The sequence below is a fragment of the Paenibacillus praedii genome (genome assembly GCF_049725345.1).
GTDB lineage: Bacteria > Bacillota > Bacilli > Paenibacillales > Paenibacillaceae > Pristimantibacillus.
Window position 1 is genome coordinate 1 of the sequence record NZ_JBMWAM010000013.1, and the last position, 25,124, is coordinate 25,124.

Consider the following 25,124-nt stretch of genomic DNA (forward strand, 5'->3'; position numbering starts at 1 on the left):
TCTTTAGGCATGAAAAAGCTCCCCTTACAGTACCAGGTTTTATTATTTCACCTGTCTACCATATGGGGAGCATATCAGTTATTCAACCTGGGGCAGTTTTTTTTATAAAGGCTGGGGGAACGCATCTCATCATTTTGTAAATTGTCGCATTTTTCGGTATGCTGGTAGTTAGTGCATACTCCAATATGAAGGTGATGTAATGGATGTTATTTTAGAGGTGAAAGATTTAACGGGGGGGTATAGTCCCAAAAGACCTGTACTTCATGAACTGTCGTTTCAGGTGAAGGCAGGCGAAATGGTTGGCTTGATCGGCCTGAATGGGGCAGGAAAAAGTACGACAATTAAGCATATACTCGGACTTATGAAGCCGCAAATCGGCGAGGTTAAAGTTGACGGCGTAACCTTGGAGGAGGAAACGGAGCGGTATCGCGCGGCATTCGCTTATGTGCCGGAAACGCCGGTGCTGTTCGACGAGCTGACAGTTGAGGAGCATTTGCGATTGACGGGAATGGCTTACAGCGTGGCGGACAAGCTGCATGAAGCCAGAGAAGAGGAGCTGCTGCAGCAATTCCAGATGATGCCGAAGCGGAAGGCATTCGCTTCTCATTTGTCTAAGGGAATGAAGCAAAAGGTTATGATCATGAATGCGCTGCTCGCTGATCCGCCGCTTTACATCATTGACGAGCCATTTCTAGGGCTTGATCCGCTCGGTATCCGCTCCCTGCTGGAGCGGCTGGTCGAGGTGAAGCGGAAGGGAGCCGCTATTCTAATGAGCTCGCATATTCTTTCTACTGTCGAAGCGTATTGTGATCGATTCATCGTCATGCATCATGGTAAAATCGTGGCACAAGGCACGCTGGAGGATGTCAGACAGGCAGCTGGGATGGACAAGCGCAGCGGCTCACTGGAGGATGCATTTTACAGACTCGTGACCGGGGGTCAGCGCTAATGAGAGCGGAGCAAGCGCTAGAAGAAATTTGGAGACGCCGCGCGGGGGCCTTTCGCGAAGAGGTAATGCCTTATTTCCGTTACATGGGACAGAGCGGCTTTCCGGCCTTCCTGTCTCTTATTTTGATCTCATCCGCGATTGGTTATATCTCTTTGATCCGAAACCTGCCAGCAGACTTTCCGATCGTACTTGTCGGTACAATCGCACTTTCGCTTGTCATTTGCTGGAGCCCGCTGCGTACTTGGCTTGCAGCCGGCGATGTTGTTTTTATGATGCCTCGAGAGGCTGACATGGGGGGATATTTACGCCGATCCTTTCGTTACACCTCTATTGGCTGCGCGATACTTGCCGCAGCCGTCTTTCTGCTTTATTTACCGATCTATCAACAAGGCTCCGCCTTTAGCGACGGGTGGCTGCTTGCCGCTGCGGCCGCTGGATTGAAGGCGGGAAATGTGTGGGGCGCCTGGAGAGAGCGGCAAATGACCTGGCCAGGGATGAGAAGACTGCTGAGATTGTTTCGCTGGTCACTAAGCGCGCTGACTTTGGCCGTGTGGCTTACATGTGAAATTTGGCAGTCTGCTATATTTTCCGTACTTATAAGTCTCGTATTTACTGCGATCCATCGACTTCCGAGCAGGCAACGGTTTCCTTGGGAGAGGTTAATTGAGGAGGAAGCGCGGACGCGCAAGCGCTACTACATCTTTTTCGGCATGTTCATTGATGTGCCAACGCTTTCGTCGCACACGGCTAAGCGGCCGTATTTGGCCTGGCTGCTTCAGCTTGTTCCATATTCGAATCGAAACACCTATATTTTTCTATATTCAGCCTCGTTCCTTCGGTCAGAAATCGGCGGTATTGTTATCCGGCTGCTGCTGCTTGGCTGTCTGGTGATTTACTGGTTTGGCGAAGCTGTTTCCTTATCGGGATGGGGCTCGGTCATCGTCTTTGCGATATTTATGAGTGTGCTGGCGGTTCAAGTAGGCGGCTTGCGTCACGTCCATCGGTTCTCGGTGTGGAAGCATGTTTATCCTTTGCCAGAGAAGCAGCGCGAAGAGCAATATATAAAGGTAGATCGAATCGCGATGCTCGTATGTACAGCGCTGCTGTGGCTTTTTGCGGCTATGCCTCTGGCCTTTTCAGGGGTGTATGCACCATCTGCTGCCGCTGCTGCGGGAGCACTCCTATATATCGTGATACGACCTTCGCGCTTACGGAAAAAAATGCTGCAAGACACTGATGAAGAATAAAGGGTAGGGAATGCGAAAAAAACACCCCTGAATGCTTGCCTTCATTAGGCACACAGCACTCAGGGGTGTTTGCTCGATTAGGCTTTCTCGGTGAGAAGCTCGTTAACCGCTTTGAAGATCGTATCGTAAAGCTCCTCGAGATGCTCTTCCTCAATACAGGAGAAGGCAACACGAAGGTCTGTTTCGCCAAGAGCGATTGTGCCGATCCCGTATTCGTTGAGCAAACGAACACGCACTGCTTCGGCGGTCACTTTGGTTAGCTTAAGGCACATGAAGTAGCCGGAGTTGAATGGGTAGTATTCCCATACATCGCCGTAACGGCCACTGTCGAGCAGTGACTTCACTCGATTTGCTCGGCGCTTCATAATGTCATATTTTTCTGCTTTTTGCACTTCGAAATCTGGCGACGTCAATGCGCGCAAAACAAAGGTTTGCGAAGGGTGCGGGCCGCTTGATATGGTCGCGCGGATGATGCCAAGTGTCTTCTGCTCCAAAGCAGTCAGCATAGCCGCGGATTTGGAGGCATAGGTGATGAAGCCTACGCGGAAGCCCCATACATATTCTTCTTTCGTTGCGCCGTCTATCTTGACAGCAAGAACGCGCGGATGCAGGTCCGCTAGCTTCGAGAATAATGACTCATGCAGGGAATCCTCGAAAAACAGTCCAAAATAAGCATCGTCGGTAACCGCGACAACGTTAATGCCAGCTTCAGCGGCGTCACGAATCGCCGCAACGATTTCATCGCCTTCCTGAGGTCCGGGCGTATAGCCTGTTGGATTATTCGGGAAGTTCAGTACGACGATGGCTTTCCCTTTGTCCTTTTGAGCAAGCAGCGCTTCGCGAAGACCTGCGCTGTTGAAGCGGGTTTGATCATTATATAACGGATACTCTACGATCTCCGCACCGCGGCGAACGCCAAAAGTAAGCTCGTAGTTTTCCCAGTTTTTATTCGGAATGATAACGGCGTCGCCCGCATCGACAAAAAGGTCCGCAACAATGCTAAGACCATGTGTCAGCGCATTGGTGACGATCGGGGTGCCGAAGCCTTTCGTTTCAAGGGAAGGGTTATCCTTGATCATCTTCGTGCGCCATACCGCACGAAGCTCAGGCTTGCCGCCTGGAGGCGCATATTCATATATATCTTTCGGATTGTAAGCAGAAAGCGTCTCTTGAATGACCTTAAGATGCATCGGCTGTCCGCCTTCTGTAGCAATTCCGATCGTTGCGTTAAATTTTGTTGCCTTTGTTTTTGCTTCGGCGGACTGACTGAGAATGCCCTCTTTCGGGAAATAAATCGCTTTGCCTAAGGCTGACAACATGGCGCAGACGTTCGGGTTCTCCGTTTGTAACGTCTCGTTTAACTGCTGAGCAAGTGGGTTCATGGACATTATTCCATCCTTCCGAAATCATTCATTATTAAATTATTGCGCGAAACGAGCTTTGCTGTCTAAAGGTAAGCCGCAGCCGTTTACGCTTGTCGGGTGCTATTATAACATTTTTTTTGAGCTGCTAACCATTCATATGTCAAATTTTTTCGTAATTTTCGAATGCTTGAACAAAAGTTTACCGCTGTTGTATGATGAGGGCATAGTATGACATGGGAGGTTACTCTATGCTGCACATTTCGCCCGCGTCGTTCGTACTGCTGCCGGCATTCGCGAAGATCGTTTGTGAGCCGGGGTGGAGATGGGCAAGACGCGAGAAGCCGATGGCCAATTATGATTTATTTTATGTATGGAGCGGTGAAGGGGAAGTCGAGGTTAATGGTAATCACTACGAGGTTGGACCGGGAAGCTGCTTCTTATTCCGTCCAGGCGATTATACGAGCGCTACGCATAACCCGCAGCGGCCGCTCGTTCTCTCATATATACACTTTGCCCTTGATGAAGCCCATGATATTGTGCCTAACCGATATAGGAAGCTGAACGATACGGTTGATTTCGAATACATGCTTTCGCGATACGTAAGGTTGTTTCTCGTGCAGACGTATGCGGCGGAGGAGGAAGCACAACTGCTGCTGAAGCAGTTAATGATTCATCTGCTGCGCGAGGACCAGCAGCTCCCCGTGGAAAAGAAAGCAAGCAATCAGCTGACTGAAGCGATCCATGAGGTAGCTAATTTCGTACGGCAAAATCCGAGCATTGCGCATCGCGTCGAGGATTTGGCGATGAGAGCGCAGCTTTCGCCCCGATACTTCTCCATGAAATTCAAGGAGCTGATTGGCATGTCCGTGCAAACTTACATGATTCAGACTCGAATCGAACGTGCGCAGCACTTGCTGATGCACGCGGGCATGAATGTGACAGAGGTGGCGGATGCGCTGGGCTATCGCGATATTTTCTTCTTCAGTCGTCAGTTCAAGCAATATACGGGGCGCAGCCCCTCTGAAATTAGATAGGAAATGTCAAATACCCCGATCCCTTCGTTTTTGACAGGGAGCGGGGTATTTCATGCTGGCTTACTGCTGTCGCTATTTATTCTTTGTGAAGGGAGCCAAGCTGCTCGCCCATGCGAACCTTCACACCCGTCATAATATCGCTGCGCGGCGTGAAGCTTCCATCCTCCAGAAGCAGGACAATGGTCGAGCCGAATTCAAAATATGCAAGCTCCTCTCCCTTGGACATTTCATCCTTGAGCGGCAAGACGTATTGGATACTGCTAACATTCATCGCGCCAACCTTGACGACAGCGGTTTCCCCGCAATCGCTTTTCATGTATGTAATCAGTCGTTCATTACGGCTTAATACTCTGCGCATATGTCGGAGACCGAAGTCATTTACTGGGTAGACCTTGCCCGCAATATGCTCACGCTCCACGATTCGGCCGCTGACCGGCGCATGAATACGGTGATAGTCGGTTGGACTTAAATAGAGGACCAAATAAAAGCCGTTCATATAATTCGCTGTGCGGGGGGAGCCGTTTAAGAGTTCATCAATCGTATAGTCTTGGCCTTTTATATTTAATAGTGTTCCGCTGCTAATCCATCCGGCGCCTGTGATAAGCGCGTCAACGGGGCTTACGAGCGAATCCGTAACATCATCAATGATTCGTAGACCAGGCTTCAGCCGTCTCGTGAAAAATTCATTTAACGTTTTATATTCGGATAGAGGTTTCTCTGCTTCCTCAATTTTAATGCCGTATGTCGCTGCGAATCTGTTAATAAAACGACGGCTGGCGGCCGATTGCGCAAATTTACCGGTTATTCGGGAAATCCATTTGCGCGAACTTAATTCAGTCATGGAACGAAGCAGCCATTTGTTCATTCGTCTACCGTCACGTCCTTTCATGCAGGAGGTTATAAGTCCCTTCACCCACCAAAACAGTGTGACATATCCGGCTCCATTTATCAATATGCAGTCAGTTGCCTTTTGCTTCCTTGCATGAGAAGGATGAGGAAGCCTCCGTTTAATCAGCCTTCGATTAGCCGATGCTTTCTCTAGAGGTGAAATTTAATGATAATGCTTATAGGTTCAGGACTGGCGGTTTTTTCCGTGATAATCGGTTGGAGCAGCAGAGTAAGCGCAATGGCAGGCCGAATATTCGACTCTCTCGCCGCTGCCGCGCTGTTTGTAGGGTTTATCATTGCTGCTGCGGCCGTTGCAGAGTCGGTTATTCACGATACCGTGTTCATGACTGAAGTACATCGTGTTTTACTTAATCCTTTTTTTCTAATTAGCGGGGCATATTTAGGCCCTTATGTCGTAGGGAAAACGGCGATACCCTCGAAAAAATAAGAATTTAGTTTTTAGAAGCTTATGATCATCTGAAGCTTGCGATGCTCTCCTCTGTTCCAGTATGATAAGGACAGACTTGGAGGGAGGATTTACCTATGATCGACAGTAAGCTTCCTGTGCCGGAAGCTGTAATATTCGATATGGATGGAACGCTATTCGAGACGGATACGCTGCTTGTGCTCGTACATCAGCGCGTGTTCGAGACACTACGCGCGGAGCGGCTGTATGAACAGGAAACACCGCCAGTGGAGAGGCTGCTTGGCTGTTTAGGCATGCTACTGGAGGACATATGGAGGCAGGTCATGCCGGATAGCTCGGAGGCTGCTCGTAAGCGGGCGGATGAGCTGCTGCTTCAGTATGAACTGGAGGGATTGGCTGCAGGCGAGGGTGAGCTTTATCCTCATGTGGAGCAGACGCTGCGCCAGCTGAAGGACCGCGGCTTGAAGCTGTTTGTAGCCAGTAATGGACTCGAGGAATATGTGAAGGGCGTTGCCCGTTACAAAGGAATTGCCGAGCTGTTTGACGGCTTATATAGTGCAGGCGAGTATACAACCGCCAGCAAGGTGGATTTGGTGGCCCGCCTGCTTCAGGACCACAGTATCCGCAAGGCTTGGATGGTAGGGGATCGATCGTCAGATGTCGAAGCGGGCAAGGGCAACGGCTTGCAGACCATTGGCTGCGCATATGCAAGCTATGGGCGTAAAGCTGAGCTTGACGGTGCGGATGCGCACATTTCTGATTTCCGTCAGCTGGTCGATTTACTCGAGCGATAGACGCAATATAAAAACACCTGCAAGGAAGCGCTTAGTACGCTGCGCTGCCCTTTGCAGGTGTTATTTTATGCATCCGGCGGAGTTGCTTCCCGAATTAGTTCTAGTTCAAGCTCCGGCTCTTGTTCTTCCTGGGGCTTAGCATCCGAAAGCAGCGCCTGCTCCTCTTTTCCTTTTTTTCGCTGCTTCTGGTTATGCAGCCAGAGCGCATATTCGAGCGGCCTGACGATTGCTTTGTGATATACTTCTTTTTCTCCGGCTTGCGCGAACACCTCTCTTGCTGGCTTCGGATTGACTTCCAGCAGCCATATGCCGCCCTTGCGATCGATAGCCAAATCCAGAGCGAGCTCGCACAGTCTTCCGTAGTTCTGCTCTAAATAAGCCGCGATTTCTACGCCTAGCTTTTCTGCCTCTTCCTTTACCTGTGAGATCAGGGTATCATCTCGGATCCAATCCCTCATTATAGCATTCATCGTCGCTGCGTGACCGCCGCCGTGCAGGTTGGAAGTAATACTGCCAGCGGCTCCAATCCGTCCTGCACAGCCGGTCACCTCCCATACGCCTTTTCCGTTCTTCTGAACGAGCATTCGGTAATCGTGAACGCGACCGTTCATCAGCTTGATTTGAATGCCTTGCTGCGCGATATACCGATTGCCTTTCAGGTTCCATGGCGCCAAATAGCTGCTAAGCGCAGAGGCTGCAATATGTTGCTGCTGAATAATGCGTCGCGATTGATCACGCCCTTGGATATGAAGAAGGTCATCCTTTTGCTTCTCAATACGCAATATACCTCGGCCGCCGGTACCATTAACCGGTTTGAGATAGATAATCGGGTATTTGCGCAGCATGTCAAGGACATTCTGCGTGCTCTCCACGTAGCGAGTAGCCGGAAGATAACTCTTATAGCGTGAATCCTTGGACAAAATACGATGAATCGTCCATTTATTGCGGAGAGGGCGATTGAGGAAGGTAAGATGACCGTAACGTCTGCGGAATTGCTTTAGCTGCTCGAAGCGGTAAGTTCGCTGTATTCGGCATCGATCATAAATAAGGTTCGGGAATGATGTCCACCTTCGCGACCAGACTTTAGAATCCGGGTTATAAAAAAGAGCGTGTATGCGATTTTGCTTATAATTAACATCCTTCGGCGTAAAGACGAAAACGTTTAGCCCCAGCTTTCGTCCAGCGGAAGTCATTTTCTGGTAAATGGATCTTTCCTCGAGCAAGCCTGCTTCATTGAGATATAAAGTCAGAATGCCTAGGACGGGCAACGTCATTCGTAGTTCCTCCTTCAAAACGGAGCGTTGGTTTGCCTGTTGGTCCTCTGTGCATGGAAACGGCCTTCATGCCAAGGCGAAAGCAAAGCGCCATGCTGGCTGTATTGTCAATTGCGACACTGCAGGTCAATTTCCCAAGTCGCTCGATCATGGCTTGCACGATAGCGCCGCCGATCCCAAGGCTTCTGGCCTCAGGATGAACGACAACCATGCAGCACTCCTCGCCGCCGCCAGAGGCAAAGCCGAACCCCGCAATGCGGGGGCCCTGCTTCGCAACGACAGCAGCGGCGCTGCTTGTTTCCTGTTCAGTCGCTTGGGTAAGCAAGGAGGCATCCAGCTTGCGCAGTGCATGAATGGTAGAGACGGTAAGCCGCTTTTCTCCATATCGGACAGCGAAGCTAATCAATCTTTTTTGCTCTCTTAACCAGCCTTCTGGTGTAAGCAGCTCCAGCTCTAGCTTCATGCTATGCGCCTCCCGCTTTTTTAGCTTTCATTTTGGTCAAGTAGGCTCCGTAATGAAAAATACGTTCTAACGATTTTTGGCGAATATGAGGCTCATCAAATTTCATCGGCTTGGAGTTTGCTTCAAAAAACCACATGTCCCCTAAGCTGTCGATCCCTAAGTCCATAGACATTTCGCCGAGCAGCTGTCCCGAAGCCCGCTCAATTTGCTTTGCTATGAGCACAGCTGTTTTTTTTGTCCTTATGAGCAGATTACGCGCTTGTTCCTCATTAAATGTGTGGGAGAGCAGCTTCTCCGGGTCCTCGATCATGCCCCCGCGGGGAACATGGGTCGTGATGCTCGATGTACGTGCGATTCTTGCCCCGATGCCGGTAATATCCCATTGTCCGTTTTGATTTTTTTGAACGAGAACGCGCAGGTCGAAGCGTCGTTCGTTGAAGGAGGCGAGCTTAATGCCCTGCTGAGCGATATAGGCCTCACCTCCGCATTGCTTCTGGATGCGGCTCCACAGCTTGTTGATGGTTGAGCAGCTGAAGGTGGAGCTTTTTTTGTTTTCTTGTATTTTCAACTGATAAGGCAGCTGCTTCTCGGGATCCACATTTATCGTCATGATGCCTTGACCGGCTTTGCCGCTCTCCGGCTTCAAATAAAGATAGGAATGCTTACGCATCATCCGATCAAGGCTGGTTACGGTTACGAGTCTGCGGGTCGTCGGTATAAATGGCTTGGTCAGCTTGGAAAGCCGCAGCCATTCAAATAAATCCCATTTATTGAAGAAGGACGGATTAAACAGCTGTACGCGCGGATGTTTATGACAAGCGGCGATTTTTTGACGGACGGACGGAAGCATCTCATCCTCGCGCAGCGGAATACGGTTATAGATAATATCTGGAAAAGGGAGAAGCCGCTGCTCCCATCTGTCTGACGCCTCGTTGAAAATATATCCTTTCAAGCTGGCCTTTGTCAGCAGCAAATCTTTTATCGTCAACACATAGACGATGAAGCCCATCGTCTGACCGGTTTGAATCAAATCGGAAAAGTTGCTTCGATTGCCTCGAAATAGCTGAACGTCATCGTCCATGGTCAATATGGCCAGAACCGTTCTACCAGCGCGCAGCTCTGTAAAGTCCGATTCCTGCGGAGTCGAGCTTTCCATCAGCTATTACCTCCCTGCCCTTGAAAGCGGCTAAGGTACATACAATGCTCAAGAATATAGGAAAGCGATGCCCGCCCTTCTGAGCGGAGCGCTGGATGCTTAAAGATCGAGCGGCCCGGCTTCGCATTCGCCTCGAACATCCAAACCTCGCCGTCCTTATCGATCCCAAGATCAAGGCCCAGCTCGCCGAGACGGTGAGGGTAGTTGCGCTCGATCGCGTCTGATAGCTTGACGGCTGCCAGCTTTGCTTTTTCCAGCACTTCATCGGCTTTATCGCCGAAGGTTCTGTTGAGCGCCTGCTCCGGTGTCATGAGCGAGCCGCCATTTTTAACATGCGTCGTGACACTGCCGCGGCCGGCCTTCTTCGCGCCGATGCCGACGGGTACCCACTCGTTTTTGCCGTTCTTGTGCATGTGAAAGCGAAAATCAAGCGGGCAGCCGTCGATTTCGACTAATCGGATGCCTTGCTGCACGACGTAATGATTCAGGCTGCTGCCATGACGCGCTTGCAACATGCGCATTAAGCTTTGGAAGCTGGTGAAGCGCAGCAGCATATTTTGGCCACCCTTGCGGTAGCGGGCGAAATAACCGCGCTTTGGATGGTAGGTTAAACGGTAAATACCAATCCCAAGGCTTCCCGCGGTCGGTTTGAAATACAGAAATTGATGCTTCTCGAGCATCTCCTTTATTTTGTCGGCCGTAGGCCCGGAGACAGATTCCGGCAAATGGTTCAGTGCCTCCGGATCGTTGTCCAGCAGTTTATAGACGTCAGCCTTATTAAAGAAGCTCCAGTTGAAGAATGGAATCTCCCGGCGGACGAAGCGCTCGCGCAAGGCATTGATCGATGCTGAAGTTTCCGCTTTGCGGCTCGGAAGGCGGTTATACACGACGTCCGGCAGCGGTACGATCTTCCGGTACCAGCTGCCCTGTGGATTGAGAAAATAGCCGTTGATCGTCTCTTGCTGCCAGTTGATATCATTCGGAGTGAAGCCGAACAGATACGCCTTATGCTCGCCAGCCCGGATGACTTGTTTAATAAAGCCCGTTCGTGGACCAAAGGGATTGCTTTCCGAGCGTACGGCATTATCGCTCAATATGCCGACGAGTGGACCTAGCTGTAATTCATTGTCTCCAGAGCCGAGCACATACACATTGCCCGATTTCGGAACTCGAATGGTCTGCCTGATTCCTGCTGAAAGATAGAGATGGTTGCCCGGCCGCTTCAACTGCTTGATCTCTGCCGTAATGACCTCATTACCGAGCTTAAGGTGAACCGGCTTTTTGCCGGATAACTTCAGCTGCTTCAGCAACGGGCTGGACAAATAAACGATCTTATTGGACTGCTGTGAGAAATGTACGTTACAAGTTGTCAAACTCATCGATGAACCTCCTGAACGTTGAAAGGCCTTATTCGGTTGTTGTCGATATTCACATCACGGAGACGGTCGTATGCGGATTCATGAGCTGTCAAGTACGGGTATGCGCGCATGGACAGAAAACGAGCATAATGGAGCGGCTGGGCGATGGAGAGCTGCTCAGCCTTCCGATCACCTATTAATCGAAAGGAAGAGCGGCCAGGCTTTGCATTCACTTCAAGCAGCCAGAGCTGTCCGTCCGGCTCAATGCCGAAGTCAAAGCCAAGCTCGGCGAATCTGCCAAAACGGCTTTCTAGCGTTTCGGCAGCTTGCTTGCTTATTGTATGGATTTGCTCCATCAAACGTTCGGCGGTTTGCACGCCATATTTGGCAATCAGCTGACTCTTTACAGGGACAGCATCGCCTCCGCCATGCAGGTTAGAGGTTAAGCCCCCGACCTGCCCCGATCGAATAGCGATACCAGTTAGATTCCAGCTGCCTTTGGCATTTTTCTGCAGAAGCGCTCTTGCATCAAATGGCCTGCTGTCCTCGGCGCACAGCTCGAGATAGGGCTGGACAATATAAGGCGAGCGGTTGATAAAACGATCAAGCCATCGTGGGAATAAGCGTTCGTCTGTAAAGGTAAGAGAGAATGCGCGGTTATTCCTGCTTCGTCCTCTGATATGAAGCGACTGTTCCAGCGGGCAGCGCTTCATATGCAGCAGTCCTCTTCCCTGCATACCCGCTGCAGGCTTTAAGACAATTCCATTGCCATAACGACTGAGTAGGGGCTCTAGCTGCTCTGCAGCTCTATAAAGAATCGTCATCGGCAAATATTCGCTTAGACGGCTATCTTCTTTCAGCACAGCATGCACATCGATCTTGGAGGGCAGCTGTCCATTTAGCATGAGGTATCGCTTCTTGTGCTTCAGCGCCTCCAGCATATTCTTGCAGCGGCTGCTCTGGCCTGCATTCGTATAGAAGCAGCGATCATAGATAATGTCGGGAAAAGGAGCTAAACGTTCGATCCAGCGATCACTCTCGTAAAAAAAGGCGCGAAGCTGACCGGAGTGCTGCTGGTAACTATCCGGCGCAAATACATATACACCTATGCCAAGCTTTCGGGCTGCTAAGCAAAGCGCTCGGCAGAAGGAAGGCTCCGGCAAGATCGCAGCTGTTCCATCCGCTTGGATGGAACGAGTGATGGAAGCGACCAGAATACCGAGCATCATCGTTACAGCCTGCATAAGCACCTCCGTCAAAAGCCCGATAAAAATCGGGAGTATTGGATCATCATGCGGACAGAAGGGCGGATTTTGTTGTCGCTGAGCGGGGTATTATCGTTTTTGGAGGGCTTTGAGTTGACCTCCAGAAGCCATACCCTTCCGCTCGTATCGAGAGCAAGATCGATACCCAGCTCGCCAAAGTGGGCTGGAATGTGCGTATCTACTCCGCGTGCAATATGAAGCGCCGCCTGCTGCAGCTGCTTTACCGTATCCTGTCTGCTTATTCCTGATTGCAGATTGGATTTCGCTACCGCTTCCCCAACTTTGCTAAGGGTGCCGCCGCGAGCCAGATTAGATACAAAATGATGGCTTCCGGCCGTTCGTGCGACAATCGAGGTAATGGCCCATTTGCCGCTCGCGTTCTTTTGGACCAGAGCACGAAAGTCAACCGGCCTTTTCTGAATTTCTATAAGCTGAAGACCCTGCTGAACTTGGAAGCGGACGGTTTTCATTTTCGCAGAAATAGTTGAGAACAGCTTGACTAAGCTTGAGTATTGCTGTCTTCGCGTACCGGCCGCCGTCGCATACATCGCCTGATAGCTGCCCGACTCTACACGGGAGACCCGGATGATGCCTTTGCCCAGGCTTCCACGAACGGGCTTGAGAAATACATTGCTGTAGCGCGAGCACATGGACTTCAGCATCGAATAGTTGCGAAGCAAATGTGATTCTGGCAAATAGCGAACCAAGGATTCATCCTTTTTGAGCGCTTCAAAAACCTCTGTTTTATCCAGAAACTTCTCGTTAAACACGGTCGTCTGGTGATTCAGTTTTACTTCCTTCAGAAAATGCTGTACGCTCGGTTTGTTCTCCAATTTCCGCGAGGTTAAGCGGTTATTTATGACATCTGGCACAGGCAAAGTCACCTGGCACCACCCGTCCTGGTAGATCCAACCGTCAATATAGTTCGAGCTGCCGCCGATTTGGTTCGGCGTGAAAAAATAAACGTACGCGCCTTGTGCCGTACAGGCTTCAACTAGCTCCCTGCAGAACATGGTGATGGAGCCGAATGGCTTATCCGGCATATTCGGATCATCGCGGCTGATTAGCACGCCGATCAATGGCCCCAAGACGAGCGTGGCTGTGCTGGCCTTGTAATGCAGTCGCATTGCAGTTCCATTCGACAACCCCATTTGTCTGGCTAAGCTTTGGCTCATTCTCATCCCGTCGTACTTTGTGACAGGAATAACCTTCACGCTGTGCCGAAGGGCGCCGAATTTTAGCTGGATATGCTGGCCTTTCGGGATTTTCCACTGCTTAACATATGCTTCGCCAAGCATGAGCGTATCCTCTGGAAGCATACCGGTGCTGATCACCTGTACGGCTACTTTCGATTTGAGCATCATAAATCTCCTTCCAAGCAGGAGGATGACGATAAGTGGTAAGCGGCCTATAGGTATTTTCACGAATTAATTCATCATATGAGGACATCTATTCCTTTGTGAATCCGAATCATGGCGAGGCTTGTGTTGTTTTCATAGGCTTTTCCATAATAAACTTGGCTCGGCTTGCCTTAGAAGTTATGATTGGTCTAGTCTATAGAATATGAATAAAAAAGGAGCAAGACGCTATGAATGTTTATGACAAAGCCTACGAATTAGCGAAAGCACTTAAGGGAAGTGAAGAGGCGAAGCAGCTCAAGCTTGCGAAGCAGGCAGCAGAAGCTGATCCGGCCGCGAAGGAGATGCTGGAAGACTTTCGCGAGCGGCAGACCTTCCTGCAGCAAAAAATGATGGCAGGGGAAGAGCCCTCTGCCGAGGACATGGAGAAGATGAACAAGCTCTATGAGGTTATTACGCTAAATCCGCTCATCGGCAGGCTGCTGGAAGCGGAACGTCGCTTAGCGCTCGTGTTCGAGGACGTTAACCGGATTATGAGCGACGTGCTCAAATCCATTGTAGATTAACGTCAGGCATATATTCTCTGCGAGCTTCATAGGATGGTAATGCGGACAAGGTGGTTGACCGCGCATGCCCTATGGAGGAGTTGGACGCTATGTTTTCAGGTAAAGGACGTCATGTATTGTATCTATTAATTGCGCTTGCAATGCTTGTGTTTGCGGTGCCGCGTCTAGAGCTGCAAGCGCCTTGGAATTGGACGAGCGTATTCGGGTTTGTCTGGATCTTGTTTGCCCTTGTTATTATTGCCGCGCATGTCGATGCGCTGCTGATGAATGATGTGAAACGCAAGGAGCTTGCGCGAGTAAAACGCGCCAAAGCACTGCTGTGGGAGCGCAGGCTGCTGCAGAAGGCCATCTCCAAGAGAACGCGCGGAACAGATGGATAACGCAATTTTACGGCGTTTGAAGAAATTGGAAAAAGATCCGTACAGGAGTACCTGGAGGATCTTTTTTTGTGTGCAGTTGTTTATTGCATCTCCTTGAATTGTACAAGCTGCTTAACGAATTTGTATACGGCCTCCTGCTCTCTCAAGCTTAGACCGTTTAATTGATGTGCGATTTTATGGGCATAAGCGTCAGCAACATTGTCGTCTGAAACCTCTGGATCAGAAATCACATTGACCAATTGCTCAATTGGAATTTGAAGTGCAAACGCGATTTTGCTAAGTACGTCAATGGTTGGATTTTTTTCTCCGCGTTCAACCTGTCCCATATAGGAAGCGTTAATATCGGCGCGTAGAGCAAGCTGCTCTTGGCTTAGGCCTCTTTTTTTGCGCAGCGAACGAATGTTTTCTCCTATAAGCCCTGCAATTTCACTCATATGGTCACCTCAGCCTAACGATAGAGGTTTCTTTGCTTGCCAACAACATTCTATAGAGTATATTGAATAAAGTGACTATAGTCATTGACTAATGTGTGGATTCTTTACTATAATTGTGTAAAAAAGTATTATTCTATTATTGCAATTTCCTATATAGGTTAAATTTACTAATTTAACTAGAACTAGAGAGGGAAGGACATAGAATACCGCGAAGGTGAATGTGAGGAGGAAGACAAATGGTTGACGAATTCGAATTTTTCAGAAAAGTCCGCTCTTATTATGGCAATGTTCCCTTCCTTGTTCAATTCACATACCGGTTGTCCCATCGTGTTGACAAGATGGCGACTGCGCATGGCGCCTTCAGCTGTCGAGTTAATCCGCATACGCAAATTGTAGAGTATGTGCTAGAGCTGAAGTCAGATCCGATTTCCAGACCCTTCAGCGAGCAAAGCGCCTTTCTCTTTTCCAGCCAATATGAGGAAATACCTTCACAAAGGATTGAATATGATCGTTATCCGATTCTATCGCTCCGTTATCTGCTTCCGATTGATTACGATTGGCAGGCATTTATTATGTCTGGGGCAGAGAAGGCGATTAGTGTGCAATCGATCCAGCAGCTGTTCAAGAAATGGAAGCTGAAGGGTGTGGACGGAAAGAGTGTGGATGCCAAGCTGAAGGCGGAGAAGGTGATTCTGCAATGGCAGCTGTAAGCGTGCGTTACCCAAGCTTGAATCGAACATGACTTGTTTCTTGCTTTCTCCTATAATAAGAAAAGAAACAGTTTGTTGGGCGGAGGATGGCGATGGCTCCAATTGGACCAGGGAATGAGACAAGCACGAAGCATGAGCAAATTTTGCATTATATACAAGGGCTTAAGATCGGTACAAAAATATCGGTTCGGGCGATTGCTAAGGCGCTGGGCGTTAGTGAGGGAACGGTTTACAAAGCATTCAAAGAAGCGGAGAGCTCTGGACTTGTAAGCACGAAGGAGCGGATCGGAACGGTACGAATAGATCGCAAGCGGCGCGAGGCGCTTGATCAGCTCACCTTTGGCGAGGTCGCAGAAATTGTAGAGGGCAAGCTGTTCGGCGGGGCAGACGGGCTGGATAAAACGCTGCATAAATTCGTCATTGGCGCAATGGAGCTCGAAGCGATGCTGCGCTATATTGATGAGAGCAGTCTGCTTATCGTAGGCAACCGTGTTGGCGCACATCGCTGTGCCCTTGAGGAGGGCGCAGGCGTACTTATAACCGGCGGCTTCGAGCCAAGCCCAGAGGTCATAAAGCTTGCGGATGAGCGCTCGCTGCCCATCATATCATCCCGGCATGATACATTTACAGTCGCCTCGATGATTAATCGGGCAATGTATGATCGGCTGATCAAGCGGAAAATTATGCTGCTTGAGGATATAGTAACGTTTAGCCGTCCGGCGGATGTGCTTCAAGTCGGTCATACCAATTCTGATTTTCACAGACTGTCACGTGAGACGGGGTATTCCAGGTTCCCGGTAGTGGATGAACGGAGCAGAGTGGTAGGGATGATGACGGCCAAGGATGCGATTGGCTCTCCTGAGGACAGCCCGGTCGAAAAGCTGATGACGAAGCAGCCAATTACGGCCGCGCCAAACATTACGGTTACTTCGGCAGCGCATACGATGGCGGCGGAGGGCATTGATTTATTGCCGATTGTCGACAGGCACCGCAAGCTGCTTGGCGTCGTAACCAGGCAGGAGGTGCTCGATGCCATGCGCTTCGCGGGCAAGCAGCCGGAATCAGGGGAAACCTTCGAGGACCTGATGTGGGCCGGCTTTATGGCTTCCCCCAGCGTAAGCGGCCAGGATGAATTGGGAATTGTCTACAAAGGTACGACCACGCCCCAAATGTCTGGTGCACTCGGCATGGTTTCGGAGGGACTGCTTGCTACCTTAATGACGCAGGCTGCCCGAAGAATGATTAGGGAGACGGCCAAACGCGATTATTTGCTTGAAAGCATAACGACTTATTTCGTTAGGCCGGTGCATATTGACAGTGAAATTAAAATTATTCCGAGGGCGCTCGAGATGAGCCGGAAATTTACGAAGCTGGAAATTGAGGTTATTGATTCGCAGGGACTGGCCGCCAAAGCGATGCTGACGGCCCAGATGATTGATCCTTACTAGTCAGCCCTTAGCCCTTTGGTGCTCGGAATAAGCCGAGATTGCGCAATCCGGCAAACAAATTGAACAAGCCAAGCACCATAAACACAGCGCCAATAACGATTCGCAGCGTGGATTCGCCTGACAGAAACAATTGAACCAATGCGATGAACAGCAGCATGAGTCCCATGCATATATTCGTTTTTGCAGCTAGAATCCCGCGCTCTCTTTTATCCTTGGTACGACGAGACTTGAAGCTGTAGGTGACGGAGAGCACAAGCGTAAGGAATATCCCCGGCGCAAGCACCCATTGCATAAGCTGATCCATAAATTAGAAGCTCCTTTTTCATTATGTAGTTGCAGCTTGGACATTGTACGCAGGCAGATTCTATTGTAACATGAAAAGCTGCTTTTTGCTTAAGCAGGAGGCTTCGCGTAGATGCGTACCTTCACCCATACATGCAGAACATTGTCAACGACGAGTACCGTTTTCACCTCAATCGTATAATCCTTACTATACACATTGGTATACACCTTTTTTTCCAGCAGCTTGCGCGCAAATTGCGCTTCAGAATCGATTTTGTAAATACTTTGGCCTAGAAAGCTGCTTAGGTCTTCCTTAATCCTTTTAATCAGCTCAGCCTCAGTCATTTTATCGAGATCCGGCCTGTCTGTTTTTTGACCGGCTTCCTCCTCGATGCGAGGCAGTATGCTCTTAATGACGGTATGCTGGTTTTTAAACTGCTTTAAATTTTTAATGTCCTGTTCATACTGCTCGAGCCTCGCCTCAAGATCGCTCTTCAAGATAATCAAAGCCTCGAATCGCGCCACATATAATGAATTGTAAATGATCGCCCCAACGATGATGCCAAGGATCAGCATCCCAACCATCTGCAGTCCCTTCACATAGCGTTCAAATGGCGGTACCCGCATCGCTTAAAAGGCTCCTTTGCAAATCAGACGCACAAGCTCCGATCCAAGATGAGCGCCGAGAAAAGCGATTAGAATAAAGCAGATCTGCTGCGCTGCGGGCGATAGCTGTCCGGCCATAATATTGCTCTCGATTACGCGGACAGGATCAATCGATCCGCCGATTGCGGCTACGATCGCCCATATTTTAAGTCTTGCGGCAGTTTCCACCATGGTCGTTGCGGGCGGCAGCAGCATGAATATTGAACCGATTCCCGCCATCATCGACCCCCCGATGATGACGCCGAACGCAATGAAAAAATCAAGTCCTGCCTTGGACAAAAAATAACTCATAAATAGCCCTCCTAATATAAGATAATGAAAGCTGCATGTTTCTGAAGTATGCAAGGCCTGCTACCATTCTATGGGCGTGTCCGCTCCTATTATGATAAAATAGAGTCAACTTATTTGGACGTTGCGGAAAGGAACGGATGCGATGAGCGGTATGACTGGGCAATCATTTGTGCATTTGCACGTACACAGCGAATATAGCCTGCTCGATGGAGCCGCTAGAATCCGTGATCTTACGGCCAGGGCTGCCGAGCTTGGCATGAAGGCGCTCGCGCTCACTGATCATGGAGTCATGTATGGGGCGGTACCCTTCTATCGGGCTTGTCGGGCGCAGGGCATCAAGCCGATTATCGGCTGCGAGCTGTACTTAACGACGGGGTCCCGATTGGAGAAAGGTACACGCAAGGACAATCCGATTTATCATCTCATCGTGCTGGCCAAGAATGAGACAGGTTATCGCAATCTAATGAAGTTAAGCTCAATCGGCCATCTGGAAGGCTTTCATTATAAGCCTCGTATTGATCTCGAGGTACTGAAAGAGCATTCGAAAGGTCTCATCTGCTTAAGCTCCTGCTTACAGGGTGAAATTTCGCAGCATCTGCTTCATGATCGACGCCAGGAGGCGAAGGACGCCGCTTTGCGTTACAAGGCCATGTTCGGAGACGATTTTTATCTAGAGCTGCAGGACCATGGGATGCTGGATCAGAAGAAGGTCGCAGCAGCTATGATTGAGCTGTCGCGTGAGACAGGCATTAAGCTTGCGGCTACCAATGATGTTCACTATTTGCGCGCTGAGGATGCTGAGGTTCAGGATGTGCTGCTATGCATCGGTACAGGAAAAACGGTTGAAGATCCGGATCGGATGCGGATGCTTACTGATCAGCTCTATATGAAAAGCGCCGATGAGATGGCCATGCTCTACAGACATGTGCCGGAAGCGATTGCGAATACGGTGGAAATCGCGGGTAAATGTGAGCTGGAGCTAACGCTGGGACGCGCCGCGCTTCCGGTATTCCGCCCAGTGCCGTCCGGGATGAGCTCATCCGCGTATTTGGCGACGCTATGCCGTGACGGCTTAACGGCCAGATATGCAGGTCAGCCGCAATGGGCGGCGGATAAGCTTTATCGCGAGAATGCCGAGAAACGACTGGAATATGAGCTTTCTGTCATTGATAAAATGGGCTTCAGCGACTACTTTCTGATCGTATGGGATTTCGTGCGTTTTGCTCATGAGCGCGGCATTCGAACAGGACCCGGCCGGGGCTCCTCTGCAGGGAGTTTAGTTGCCTATTCGCTGCAAATTACAGATGTCGATCCGCTGAAATATAAGCTTTTGTTTGAGCGTTTTCTTAATCCGGAGCGGGTATCAATGCCTGATATTGATATCGACTTTAATGATGAGAGACGAGATGAGGTTATCGCTTATGTTGCGGCGAAATACGGCGAGGAGCATGTCGCACAAATTATTACCTTCGGAACGATGGCGGCAAAAGCTGCTGTACGGGATGTTGGACGAGCGATGAACGTTCCATTTCAAGAGGTCGACCGCGCGGCGAAGCTTATCCCGACTCATCTGGGCATTACAATTGAGGATGCGCTTCGCATGAGCTCGGAGCTTAGGGAAGCGAGCGAGCGGCAGCCGAAGACCGCGGCAATGCTGCAGATGGCGCTTAAAGTTGAGGGGATGCCTCGGCATGCCTCAACTCATGCTGCCGGAGTGGTCATTTCCCAGGAGCCGCTTACGCATTATGCTCCCCTGCAAACAGGGAGCGATCGAATCCCTCTCACGCAATATACGATGGAAAATCTCGAGGCAGTCGGCCTCCTCAAAATGGATTTTCTCGGCCTGCGAACATTATCTATTTTGGAGCGGACGCTGCAATGGGTAAAGGAGCTGTACCGCAAGGAAATCGATTTTCGCATGATCAGTGATGCCGACCCTGCTACTTACGCTATGCTGGGAAAAGGCGATACGACCGGTATCTTTCAGTTGGAGTCAACAGGTGTACGCCGCGTGCTGAAGGAAATGAAGCCGTCTGAATTTGAGGACATTATTTCTGTTCTCGCTTTGTACCGGCCCGGTCCGATGGAATTTATTCCAAAGTACATTCAGGGCAAACATGGCCTTGTTGCGGTGGAGTATCCGCATCCGACACTCGAGCCCATTCTTTCCGATACGTACGGCATTATTGTATATCAAGAGCAAATTATGCAAATCGCTTCGCTTATGGCGGGCTTTACGCTCGCTGAAGCTGATTTGCTGCGCCGCGCTGTCTCTAAGAAAAAGCGCGAGGTGCTCGATGAGGAACGTGCGCACTTTGTGAAGGGGAGCCTGGCGCAGGGTTATTCGGAATCCGAAGCAAATCATGTTTATGATATGATTGTTCGCTTCGCCGACTACGGCTTCCCGCGTGCGCATGCGGCTGCTTATGGCGTGCTTGCCTTCCAGACGGCCTATCTTAAAGCTCATTACCCCGTGCCGTTCATGTCCTCAATGCTCGCATCGGTAACAGGCAATCAGCGTAAAACAGCGGAATACGTCGATGAATGCAGGCGCATGGGCATCGAGGTGCTTCCGCCTGATGTGAATGAGAGCGGCATATCGTTCACGCCTGTCGAAGGGGCGGTGCGTTTTGGTTTAGCAGCAATTAAAAACGTGGGCACGCAGGCAATAGAAGCGCTGCAGAAGGTGCGGACGGAACGGCCGTTCGAAAGCTTGCTTGATTTATGCCAGCGGGTTGATTTGCGGGTTGTGAACAAGCGCGTACTGGAATCGCTTATTCAGGCTGGGGCCTGTGATTCGCTGCCCGGCCATCGGGCACAGCTGCTAGCCGGGCTGGATGAGACTGTTGAGGCGGCGGTCAAATGGCGCAAGGAGCGCGAAGAACTGCAAATTGAGCTGTTCGGCTTTGATGAGGTGCAAAACTGGGATGTGGAGCTGCCGAATATACGTCCGTATACGACGGGACAGTTGTTGGATATGGAGCGGGAGCTGTTAGGGCTGTATTTTTCAGGCCATCCGCTTGATGCTGCGGAGCAGCATTTGGAAGGACTGGGCTTAGATCGCCTAGTCGAGCTGGCCGACGCGAAGGACGGCGCTGTGGCGATCGTTGGCGTTATGATTGTATCGCTGAAGCCGTTCACGAACAAAAAAGGCCATGCGATGGGATTTCTTGAGCTGGAGGACCGTATTATGCGAGTGGAGGCTGTTGTGTTCCCTTCAAGCTGGAACCGTATCGGCAGCAAGCTCGAGAAGGGTGGTCTTGCCATCGTACAAGCGACGGTTCAGCAGCAGGACGATGACTATAAGCTCATCGTTGAGGATGTCGTTCCGATTGAAGCCGACAGGCAAAATCTCTCGGCGCATGTGCATAGGCTGCAGAAGCAAGCCCAGGCACGCGCTGCGCGCGGTGGAGGAAGCGTATCGCCGTCCGGAAGGCCAGCCTATCAAAGGCAGCAGCCTAGCGGGCAAGGGGCTTCCTCGTCAAGTAAAACGGTCCAGCCCAATACGCAGCCGCCTCCGAAGACTTCGCCTGAGCGGAAGGCGCAGCGGGTATATATCAAAATTATTGCGGCAAACGAGCAGCCGGCTGTTCTTGCTAAGCTGAAGGAGCTTCTGGCAGGTCATGCGGGACAGGTTAATACCGTTCTATTTTATGAACAAGAGCAGAAATCGATCGCGCTTAGCGACAGCTATCGCGTTAAGCCCTCCCCTCAGCTTATAAAAGATATTGAGCGGCTGTTAGGAGAAGGGACGATCGTCGTCAAATAATGATCATAACAATTATATTTTTAACTAGCACGTCAAGACCTGCATCCGCATATGTTTAGAGATACAAGCGGAAACGGAAAAGCTGCATGCGCTCCCCGTGAAAAGCATTTCTGCTTTTATTGAACAGCTGCATCCGTTTACGTTTGTGATCCAGGGTATACGTACAAGCAGTTGCGGGAGGGATGAGCTAGGATGACTGGAATCGAAAAGTGGCTCTTGAAACGAGGCGTTTCTGTTGGCGATGTAACGGAGATCGTGTATACCTTGCAGCATCCCTACAATTGTGATTTGACGATGGAGAAATGTGAAGAAAGCGTACGAGCCGTTCTGGAGAAACGCGAGGTGCAGTATGTGTTGTACACCGGTATTGCACTTGATGAATTAGCCGAGCGGCGGCTGCTGCCGGAGCCGCTGCAGTCGATTATGGAAACCGATGAGTCTCTGTATGGCGTGGATGAAACATTGGCGCTTGGCATTACGAATGTTTACGGCATGATCGGATTGACGAGCTTCGGATATTTGGATAAAGTAAAACCTGGCATTATTAGTCAGTTGAATTTGAAAGGCGAGAGAATTCATGTGTTTCTGGATGACTTGGTCGCCGGATTGGCAGCCGCTGCCTCTGCTCGCATCGCGCATCAGGACCCAAAAGCGATCCGATATGATTTGCCGGATTCGCCCTGACTATGATATGATTATGAGATCATATGGCCTGTTACCGGGAATGAGCTATGCATAGGAAGTGGACTTTGCGGTAGCAAAGTTTTCAGGAGGTACCATCATGTGGACGGTCATTTATATCGCACCAACAGCAAAAATCGCAGATAACATCAAGAAGCGGCTTACGGAGGAAGGATTCTTGGTGAAAATCCGCTCTGTTAATCTGTCCAAACAGCAATACGAAATACTAGTTCCGTCTGGCGAGCTGGAGGAAGTGCAGGAAGTGTTCAATTCCATAATGCGGCCATGATAAAGAGCTATATACTATTGCGCCTTGAGAGGTGTCACACGTGCAAATAAAAGATTTATTTTCAAAGAAGAAGTATGCGACTATCCCATCAGAGCCGCGCAAGCGGGAAGTTCCTGAGGGCTTAATGAATAAGTGCTCCAAATGCGGTACGATTCAGTACAGCAAGGAATTGGAGAAAAACTTAAAGGTTTGCTCCTCGTGCGGTCATCACAATCGGTTAAGCGCTTGGGAAAGAATCGGATTGACGCTCGATGAGGGTCATCTGGTCGAATATGATGCGGAGATAGAATCCGTCGATCCGCTTGAATTCCCCGGTTATGCAAGTAAGCTGGAGCTGCAGAAGAGCAAATCGAACCTGCGCGAAGCTGTCGTAACGGGAGAAGGTACGATCGATGGTTTTCCAGTTGTTTTGGCTGTGATGAGCTTCGATTTTTTCACCGGCAGTATGGGTTCTGCTGTAGGAGAGAAGATTACGAGAGCAATAGAAGCGGCTCATGCCAAGAAGCTGCCGCTTCTTATTTTCTCAACCTCGAGTGGAGCTCGGATGCAGGAAAGTATTTTGAGCCTCATGCAAATGGCCAAAACTAGCGCGGCGCTGTCGAAATTTCAAGGAGACGGCGGGTTGTTTATTTCCATTTTCACGGATCCGACTACCGGAGGGGTTTCGGCGAGCTTTGCGAGCCTGGGCGATTACAATTTGGCCGAGCCTGGGGCATTGATCGGCTTTGCTGGACGTATTGTGATCGAACAAACCATCCGACAAAAGCTGCCTGATGATTTTCAGACGGCTGAATTTAATTTGCAGCATGGGCAACTGGATAAAGTTGTGCACCGCAAAGAGATGAAGGCTACGTTAGCCAAGCTGCTCGATATGCATGTCGCAAGGGAGGGAACATCCTATGGCGGGTGAGCTGCCTTTTGAGAAACCGCTGATCGATTTGCGGCAAAAGATTACCGAACTAAAGAGTTTAAGCATTGAGAAGGGCATTGACTTTTCTGAGGAAATTGTTCGTCTGGAGACGAGATGCAAGCAACTTGAGGACGAGTTGTACAACGAGCTTACTCCAGCACAAAAGATGCATATGGCCCGTCATCATCAACGGCCGACGTCGCTCGACTTCATTCAATCGATATTTACCGATTTTATGGAGCTTCACGGAGATCGTCTCTTCGCCGATGATCTTGCGATCGTAGGTGGTCTTGCGAAGCTGAACGGTTTGCCGGTTACTGTAATTGGTCATCAGCGCGGCAAGGATACACGCGACAATATCGCTCGTTTTTTTGGGAGTCCTCACCCCGAGGGCTTTCGTAAGGCGCTGCGGCTTATGGAACAGGCGAATAAATTTAAGCGGCCAATTATTACCTTCATTGATACGAAGGGCGCATATCCGGGCAAAACCGCCGAGGAGCGCGGACAATCGGAAGCGATTGCCCGCAACCTGCGGGAGATGGCCGGCTTCGGCGTGCCAATCATCTGTGTCGTAATTGGTGAGGGCGGCAGCGGGGGCGCTTTGGCTTTAGGGGTTGGTAACCGCGTGCTTATGCTGGAGAATGCGATTTATAGCGCAATTTCGCCAAATGGCGCGGCTTCTATTCTATGGAAGGATGCTTCAAGGGCGGATCAAGCAGCCGAAGCGATGAAGATTACAGCTAAGGATTTGCTTGAATTTGGCGTTATTGAGGACATTATTGCTGAGCCTCAGGGCGGAGCGCATAAGGATTTGGAGTTTCAGGCGGAACAAATTAAGGATAAGCTATGGCACCACCTGCAGCAGTTGCTGCCGCTTAGCGCGGAGGAGCTCATAACGGATCGGTATAATAAGTTCCGAAAGGTAGGACAATTTAAGGTGGTCGAGAAGCAGCCGGTTACTATAGCCGATTCTTCTGAAGATGTCTTGTCTATCGAGAAGGCTGCTGAAGCCGGGGACGAAGTCCAATCTGTTCATGAAGCAGCGCCTGCAGTACAATAAAAAGAGTGTACAATTGATTTCCTGCTGTGTGTAGCAGCCGGAAATCGTGTCAGTATAAAAC

General features: G+C 50.1%; 26 protein-coding genes. 14 read left to right on the forward strand and 12 right to left on the reverse strand.

Annotated features, from left to right (window positions below; all coding sequences use genetic code 11):
• The first annotated feature begins 199 nt into the window (after positions 1 to 199).
• Positions 200 to 949, forward strand: coding sequence for an ABC transporter ATP-binding protein (locus ACO9K6_RS13310; RefSeq protein ID WP_424768052.1), 750 nt, complete (start codon positions 200 to 202; stop codon positions 947 to 949).
• Positions 949 to 2,196, forward strand: coding sequence for an ABC transporter permease (locus tag ACO9K6_RS13315; protein ID WP_424768053.1), 1,248 nt, complete (start codon positions 949 to 951; stop codon positions 2,194 to 2,196). Before ACO9K6_RS13310 ends, ACO9K6_RS13315 begins: the two co-directional genes overlap by 1 nt.
• A gap of 77 nt (positions 2,197 to 2,273) precedes the next feature.
• Here the strand turns inward: ACO9K6_RS13315 and ACO9K6_RS13320 are convergent, their stop codons facing one another.
• Positions 2,274 to 3,578: an aminotransferase class I/II-fold pyridoxal phosphate-dependent enzyme gene (locus ACO9K6_RS13320; RefSeq protein WP_424768160.1), complete on the reverse strand. Its 1,305-nt coding sequence runs from the start codon at positions 3,576 to 3,578 to the stop codon at positions 2,274 to 2,276.
• Between the two features lie 230 nt (positions 3,579 to 3,808).
• Between ACO9K6_RS13320 and ACO9K6_RS13325 the strand changes: the two genes are divergently transcribed.
• Positions 3,809 to 4,594 (forward strand): helix-turn-helix domain-containing protein, encoded by a 786-nt coding sequence (locus ACO9K6_RS13325; RefSeq protein ID WP_424768054.1) that lies wholly within the window; start codon positions 3,809 to 3,811, stop codon positions 4,592 to 4,594.
• A 76-nt stretch (positions 4,595 to 4,670) separates the two neighbouring features.
• Here ACO9K6_RS13325 and asd read toward each other — a convergent pair whose 3' ends face one another.
• Positions 4,671 to 5,459 carry an archaetidylserine decarboxylase gene (gene asd / locus ACO9K6_RS13330; protein ID WP_424768055.1) on the reverse strand — a complete coding sequence of 263 codons (789 nt, stop codon included), beginning with the start codon at positions 5,457 to 5,459 and terminating at the stop codon, positions 4,671 to 4,673.
• Positions 5,460 to 5,648: 189 nt separating this feature from the next.
• Between asd and ACO9K6_RS13335 the strand changes: the two genes are divergently transcribed.
• Positions 5,649 to 5,930 (forward strand): hypothetical protein, encoded by a 282-nt coding sequence (locus tag ACO9K6_RS13335; RefSeq protein WP_424768056.1) that lies wholly within the window; start codon positions 5,649 to 5,651, stop codon positions 5,928 to 5,930.
• Positions 5,931 to 6,025: 95 nt separating this feature from the next.
• Positions 6,026 to 6,703, forward strand: coding sequence for an HAD family hydrolase (locus ACO9K6_RS13340; RefSeq protein WP_424768057.1), 678 nt, complete (start codon positions 6,026 to 6,028; stop codon positions 6,701 to 6,703).
• A 65-nt stretch (positions 6,704 to 6,768) separates the two neighbouring features.
• Here ACO9K6_RS13340 and ACO9K6_RS13345 read toward each other — a convergent pair whose 3' ends face one another.
• Genes ACO9K6_RS13345 through ACO9K6_RS13370 form a run of 6 tightly spaced genes read right to left on the reverse strand, consistent with a single transcriptional unit; the run spans position 6,769 to position 13,580 of the window.
• Positions 6,769 to 7,977 (reverse strand): YheC/YheD family endospore coat-associated protein, encoded by a 1,209-nt coding sequence (locus ACO9K6_RS13345; protein ID WP_424768058.1) that lies wholly within the window; start codon positions 7,975 to 7,977, stop codon positions 6,769 to 6,771.
• Positions 7,934 to 8,440: a GNAT family N-acetyltransferase gene (locus ACO9K6_RS13350; protein ID WP_424768059.1), complete on the reverse strand. Its 507-nt coding sequence runs from the start codon at positions 8,438 to 8,440 to the stop codon at positions 7,934 to 7,936. Before ACO9K6_RS13350 ends, ACO9K6_RS13345 begins: the two co-directional genes overlap by 44 nt.
• Position 8,441: 1 nt before the next feature.
• Positions 8,442 to 9,596 carry a YheC/YheD family endospore coat-associated protein gene (locus ACO9K6_RS13355; protein WP_424768060.1) on the reverse strand — a complete coding sequence of 385 codons (1,155 nt, stop codon included), beginning with the start codon at positions 9,594 to 9,596 and terminating at the stop codon, positions 8,442 to 8,444.
• Complete coding sequence (locus ACO9K6_RS13360; RefSeq protein WP_424768061.1) at positions 9,596 to 10,975, reverse strand: YheC/YheD family endospore coat-associated protein; 1,380 nt, start codon at positions 10,973 to 10,975, stop codon at positions 9,596 to 9,598. The genes ACO9K6_RS13355 and ACO9K6_RS13360 overlap by 1 nt, the downstream gene beginning before the upstream one ends.
• Positions 10,972 to 12,198 (reverse strand): YheC/YheD family endospore coat-associated protein, encoded by a 1,227-nt coding sequence (locus tag ACO9K6_RS13365; RefSeq protein ID WP_424768062.1) that lies wholly within the window; start codon positions 12,196 to 12,198, stop codon positions 10,972 to 10,974. Before ACO9K6_RS13365 ends, ACO9K6_RS13360 begins: the two co-directional genes overlap by 4 nt.
• Positions 12,199 to 12,209: 11 nt before the next feature.
• The gene (locus tag ACO9K6_RS13370; RefSeq protein WP_424768063.1) at positions 12,210 to 13,580 is read right to left on the reverse strand and encodes a YheC/YheD family endospore coat-associated protein; all 1,371 of its coding nucleotides are present in this window, start codon (positions 13,578 to 13,580) and stop codon (positions 12,210 to 12,212) included.
• A gap of 227 nt (positions 13,581 to 13,807) precedes the next feature.
• Between ACO9K6_RS13370 and ACO9K6_RS13375 the strand changes: the two genes are divergently transcribed.
• Together ACO9K6_RS13375 and ACO9K6_RS13380 are read left to right on the forward strand one after the other, a co-directional pair.
• The gene (locus tag ACO9K6_RS13375; protein ID WP_424768064.1) at positions 13,808 to 14,143 is read left to right on the forward strand and encodes a YlbF family regulator; all 336 of its coding nucleotides are present in this window, start codon (positions 13,808 to 13,810) and stop codon (positions 14,141 to 14,143) included.
• 89 nt (positions 14,144 to 14,232) lie between these two features.
• The gene (locus ACO9K6_RS13380; RefSeq protein WP_424768065.1) at positions 14,233 to 14,523 is read left to right on the forward strand and encodes a hypothetical protein; all 291 of its coding nucleotides are present in this window, start codon (positions 14,233 to 14,235) and stop codon (positions 14,521 to 14,523) included.
• An 80-nt stretch (positions 14,524 to 14,603) separates the two neighbouring features.
• Here the strand turns inward: ACO9K6_RS13380 and ACO9K6_RS13385 are convergent, their stop codons facing one another.
• Positions 14,604 to 14,957 (reverse strand): helix-turn-helix domain-containing protein, encoded by a 354-nt coding sequence (locus ACO9K6_RS13385; protein ID WP_424768066.1) that lies wholly within the window; start codon positions 14,955 to 14,957, stop codon positions 14,604 to 14,606.
• Between the two features lie 236 nt (positions 14,958 to 15,193).
• Between ACO9K6_RS13385 and ACO9K6_RS13390 the strand changes: the two genes are divergently transcribed.
• Positions 15,194 to 15,667, forward strand: coding sequence for a hypothetical protein (locus ACO9K6_RS13390; protein ID WP_424768067.1), 474 nt, complete (start codon positions 15,194 to 15,196; stop codon positions 15,665 to 15,667).
• Positions 15,668 to 15,759: 92 nt separating this feature from the next.
• Positions 15,760 to 17,115, forward strand: coding sequence for a DRTGG domain-containing protein (locus tag ACO9K6_RS13395; RefSeq protein WP_424768068.1), 1,356 nt, complete (start codon positions 15,760 to 15,762; stop codon positions 17,113 to 17,115).
• Positions 17,116 to 17,122: 7 nt separating this feature from the next.
• Here ACO9K6_RS13395 and ACO9K6_RS13400 read toward each other — a convergent pair whose 3' ends face one another.
• The 3 genes from ACO9K6_RS13400 to ACO9K6_RS13410 all read right to left on the reverse strand — a co-directional run bounded on the left by ACO9K6_RS13400 (position 17,123) and on the right by ACO9K6_RS13410 (position 18,354).
• Positions 17,123 to 17,419, reverse strand: coding sequence for a YtpI family protein (locus tag ACO9K6_RS13400; protein ID WP_424768069.1), 297 nt, complete (start codon positions 17,417 to 17,419; stop codon positions 17,123 to 17,125).
• An 89-nt stretch (positions 17,420 to 17,508) separates the two neighbouring features.
• Positions 17,509 to 18,024: a hypothetical protein gene (locus ACO9K6_RS13405; protein ID WP_424768070.1), complete on the reverse strand. Its 516-nt coding sequence runs from the start codon at positions 18,022 to 18,024 to the stop codon at positions 17,509 to 17,511.
• Positions 18,025 to 18,027: 3 nt separating this feature from the next.
• Positions 18,028 to 18,354 carry a YtrH family sporulation protein gene (locus ACO9K6_RS13410; protein ID WP_424768071.1) on the reverse strand — a complete coding sequence of 109 codons (327 nt, stop codon included), beginning with the start codon at positions 18,352 to 18,354 and terminating at the stop codon, positions 18,028 to 18,030.
• 142 nt (positions 18,355 to 18,496) lie between these two features.
• Here ACO9K6_RS13410 and ACO9K6_RS13415 point away from each other — a divergent pair, with 142 nt between their 5' ends.
• The 5 genes from ACO9K6_RS13415 to ACO9K6_RS13435 all read left to right on the forward strand — a co-directional run bounded on the left by ACO9K6_RS13415 (position 18,497) and on the right by ACO9K6_RS13435 (position 25,063).
• The gene (locus tag ACO9K6_RS13415; RefSeq protein ID WP_463357673.1) at positions 18,497 to 22,123 is read left to right on the forward strand and encodes a DNA polymerase III subunit alpha; all 3,627 of its coding nucleotides are present in this window, start codon (positions 18,497 to 18,499) and stop codon (positions 22,121 to 22,123) included.
• A gap of 192 nt (positions 22,124 to 22,315) precedes the next feature.
• Positions 22,316 to 22,807 carry a phosphatidylglycerophosphatase A family protein gene (locus ACO9K6_RS13420; protein ID WP_424768072.1) on the forward strand — a complete coding sequence of 164 codons (492 nt, stop codon included), beginning with the start codon at positions 22,316 to 22,318 and terminating at the stop codon, positions 22,805 to 22,807.
• A gap of 97 nt (positions 22,808 to 22,904) precedes the next feature.
• On the forward strand, positions 22,905 to 23,093 hold the full coding sequence (locus ACO9K6_RS13425) for a glutamate decarboxylase (RefSeq protein WP_102713806.1): 189 nt from the start codon (positions 22,905 to 22,907) through the stop codon (positions 23,091 to 23,093).
• 40 nt (positions 23,094 to 23,133) lie between these two features.
• Positions 23,134 to 24,003: an acetyl-CoA carboxylase, carboxyltransferase subunit beta gene (gene accD / locus ACO9K6_RS13430; RefSeq protein WP_424768073.1), complete on the forward strand. Its 870-nt coding sequence runs from the start codon at positions 23,134 to 23,136 to the stop codon at positions 24,001 to 24,003.
• Entirely contained in the window at positions 23,993 to 25,063 is a 1,071-nt protein-coding gene (locus ACO9K6_RS13435; protein ID WP_424768074.1) for an acetyl-CoA carboxylase carboxyltransferase subunit alpha, read from the forward strand. The genes accD and ACO9K6_RS13435 overlap by 11 nt, the downstream gene beginning before the upstream one ends.
• The last annotated feature ends 61 nt before the right edge of the window (positions 25,064 to 25,124 follow it).

Bases quoted from the DNA above. Each gene is read 5' to 3' on its own strand.
- ACO9K6_RS13355 (WP_424768060.1), bottom strand. From the start codon at position 9,596: ATGGAAAGCTCGACTCCGCAGGAATCGGACTTTACAGAGCTGCGCGCT.
- ACO9K6_RS13350 (WP_424768059.1), bottom strand. From the start codon at position 8,440: ATGAAGCTAGAGCTGGAGCTGCTTACACCAGAAGGCTGGTTAAGAGAG.
- ACO9K6_RS13325 (WP_424768054.1), top strand. From the start codon at position 3,809: ATGCTGCACATTTCGCCCGCGTCGTTCGTACTGCTGCCGGCATTCGCG.
- ACO9K6_RS13415 (WP_463357673.1), top strand. From the start codon at position 18,497: ATGAGCGGTATGACTGGGCAATCATTTGTGCATTTGCACGTACACAGC.
- ACO9K6_RS13405 (WP_424768070.1), bottom strand. From the start codon at position 18,024: ATGCGGGTACCGCCATTTGAACGCTATGTGAAGGGACTGCAGATGGTT.
- asd (WP_424768055.1), bottom strand. From the start codon at position 5,459: ATGAACAAATGGCTGCTTCGTTCCATGACTGAATTAAGTTCGCGCAAA.
- ACO9K6_RS13400 (WP_424768069.1), bottom strand. From the start codon at position 17,419: ATGGATCAGCTTATGCAATGGGTGCTTGCGCCGGGGATATTCCTTACG.
- ACO9K6_RS13425 (WP_102713806.1), top strand. From the start codon at position 22,905: ATGTGGACGGTCATTTATATCGCACCAACAGCAAAAATCGCAGATAAC.
- ACO9K6_RS13395 (WP_424768068.1), top strand. From the start codon at position 15,760: ATGGCTCCAATTGGACCAGGGAATGAGACAAGCACGAAGCATGAGCAA.
- ACO9K6_RS13435 (WP_424768074.1), top strand. From the start codon at position 23,993: ATGGCGGGTGAGCTGCCTTTTGAGAAACCGCTGATCGATTTGCGGCAA.
- ACO9K6_RS13370 (WP_424768063.1), bottom strand. From the start codon at position 13,580: ATGCTCAAATCGAAAGTAGCCGTACAGGTGATCAGCACCGGTATGCTT.
- ACO9K6_RS13380 (WP_424768065.1), top strand. From the start codon at position 14,233: ATGTTTTCAGGTAAAGGACGTCATGTATTGTATCTATTAATTGCGCTT.
- ACO9K6_RS13340 (WP_424768057.1), top strand. From the start codon at position 6,026: ATGATCGACAGTAAGCTTCCTGTGCCGGAAGCTGTAATATTCGATATG.
- ACO9K6_RS13335 (WP_424768056.1), top strand. From the start codon at position 5,649: ATGATAATGCTTATAGGTTCAGGACTGGCGGTTTTTTCCGTGATAATC.
- ACO9K6_RS13345 (WP_424768058.1), bottom strand. From the start codon at position 7,977: ATGACGTTGCCCGTCCTAGGCATTCTGACTTTATATCTCAATGAAGCA.
- ACO9K6_RS13420 (WP_424768072.1), top strand. From the start codon at position 22,316: ATGACTGGAATCGAAAAGTGGCTCTTGAAACGAGGCGTTTCTGTTGGC.
- ACO9K6_RS13410 (WP_424768071.1), bottom strand. From the start codon at position 18,354: ATGAGTTATTTTTTGTCCAAGGCAGGACTTGATTTTTTCATTGCGTTC.
- ACO9K6_RS13360 (WP_424768061.1), bottom strand. From the start codon at position 10,975: ATGAGTTTGACAACTTGTAACGTACATTTCTCACAGCAGTCCAATAAG.
- ACO9K6_RS13365 (WP_424768062.1), bottom strand. From the start codon at position 12,198: ATGCAGGCTGTAACGATGATGCTCGGTATTCTGGTCGCTTCCATCACT.
- ACO9K6_RS13385 (WP_424768066.1), bottom strand. From the start codon at position 14,957: ATGAGTGAAATTGCAGGGCTTATAGGAGAAAACATTCGTTCGCTGCGC.
- ACO9K6_RS13315 (WP_424768053.1), top strand. From the start codon at position 949: ATGAGAGCGGAGCAAGCGCTAGAAGAAATTTGGAGACGCCGCGCGGGG.
- ACO9K6_RS13310 (WP_424768052.1), top strand. From the start codon at position 200: ATGGATGTTATTTTAGAGGTGAAAGATTTAACGGGGGGGTATAGTCCC.
- ACO9K6_RS13390 (WP_424768067.1), top strand. From the start codon at position 15,194: ATGGTTGACGAATTCGAATTTTTCAGAAAAGTCCGCTCTTATTATGGC.
- ACO9K6_RS13375 (WP_424768064.1), top strand. From the start codon at position 13,808: ATGAATGTTTATGACAAAGCCTACGAATTAGCGAAAGCACTTAAGGGA.
- ACO9K6_RS13320 (WP_424768160.1), bottom strand. From the start codon at position 3,578: ATGAACCCACTTGCTCAGCAGTTAAACGAGACGTTACAAACGGAGAAC.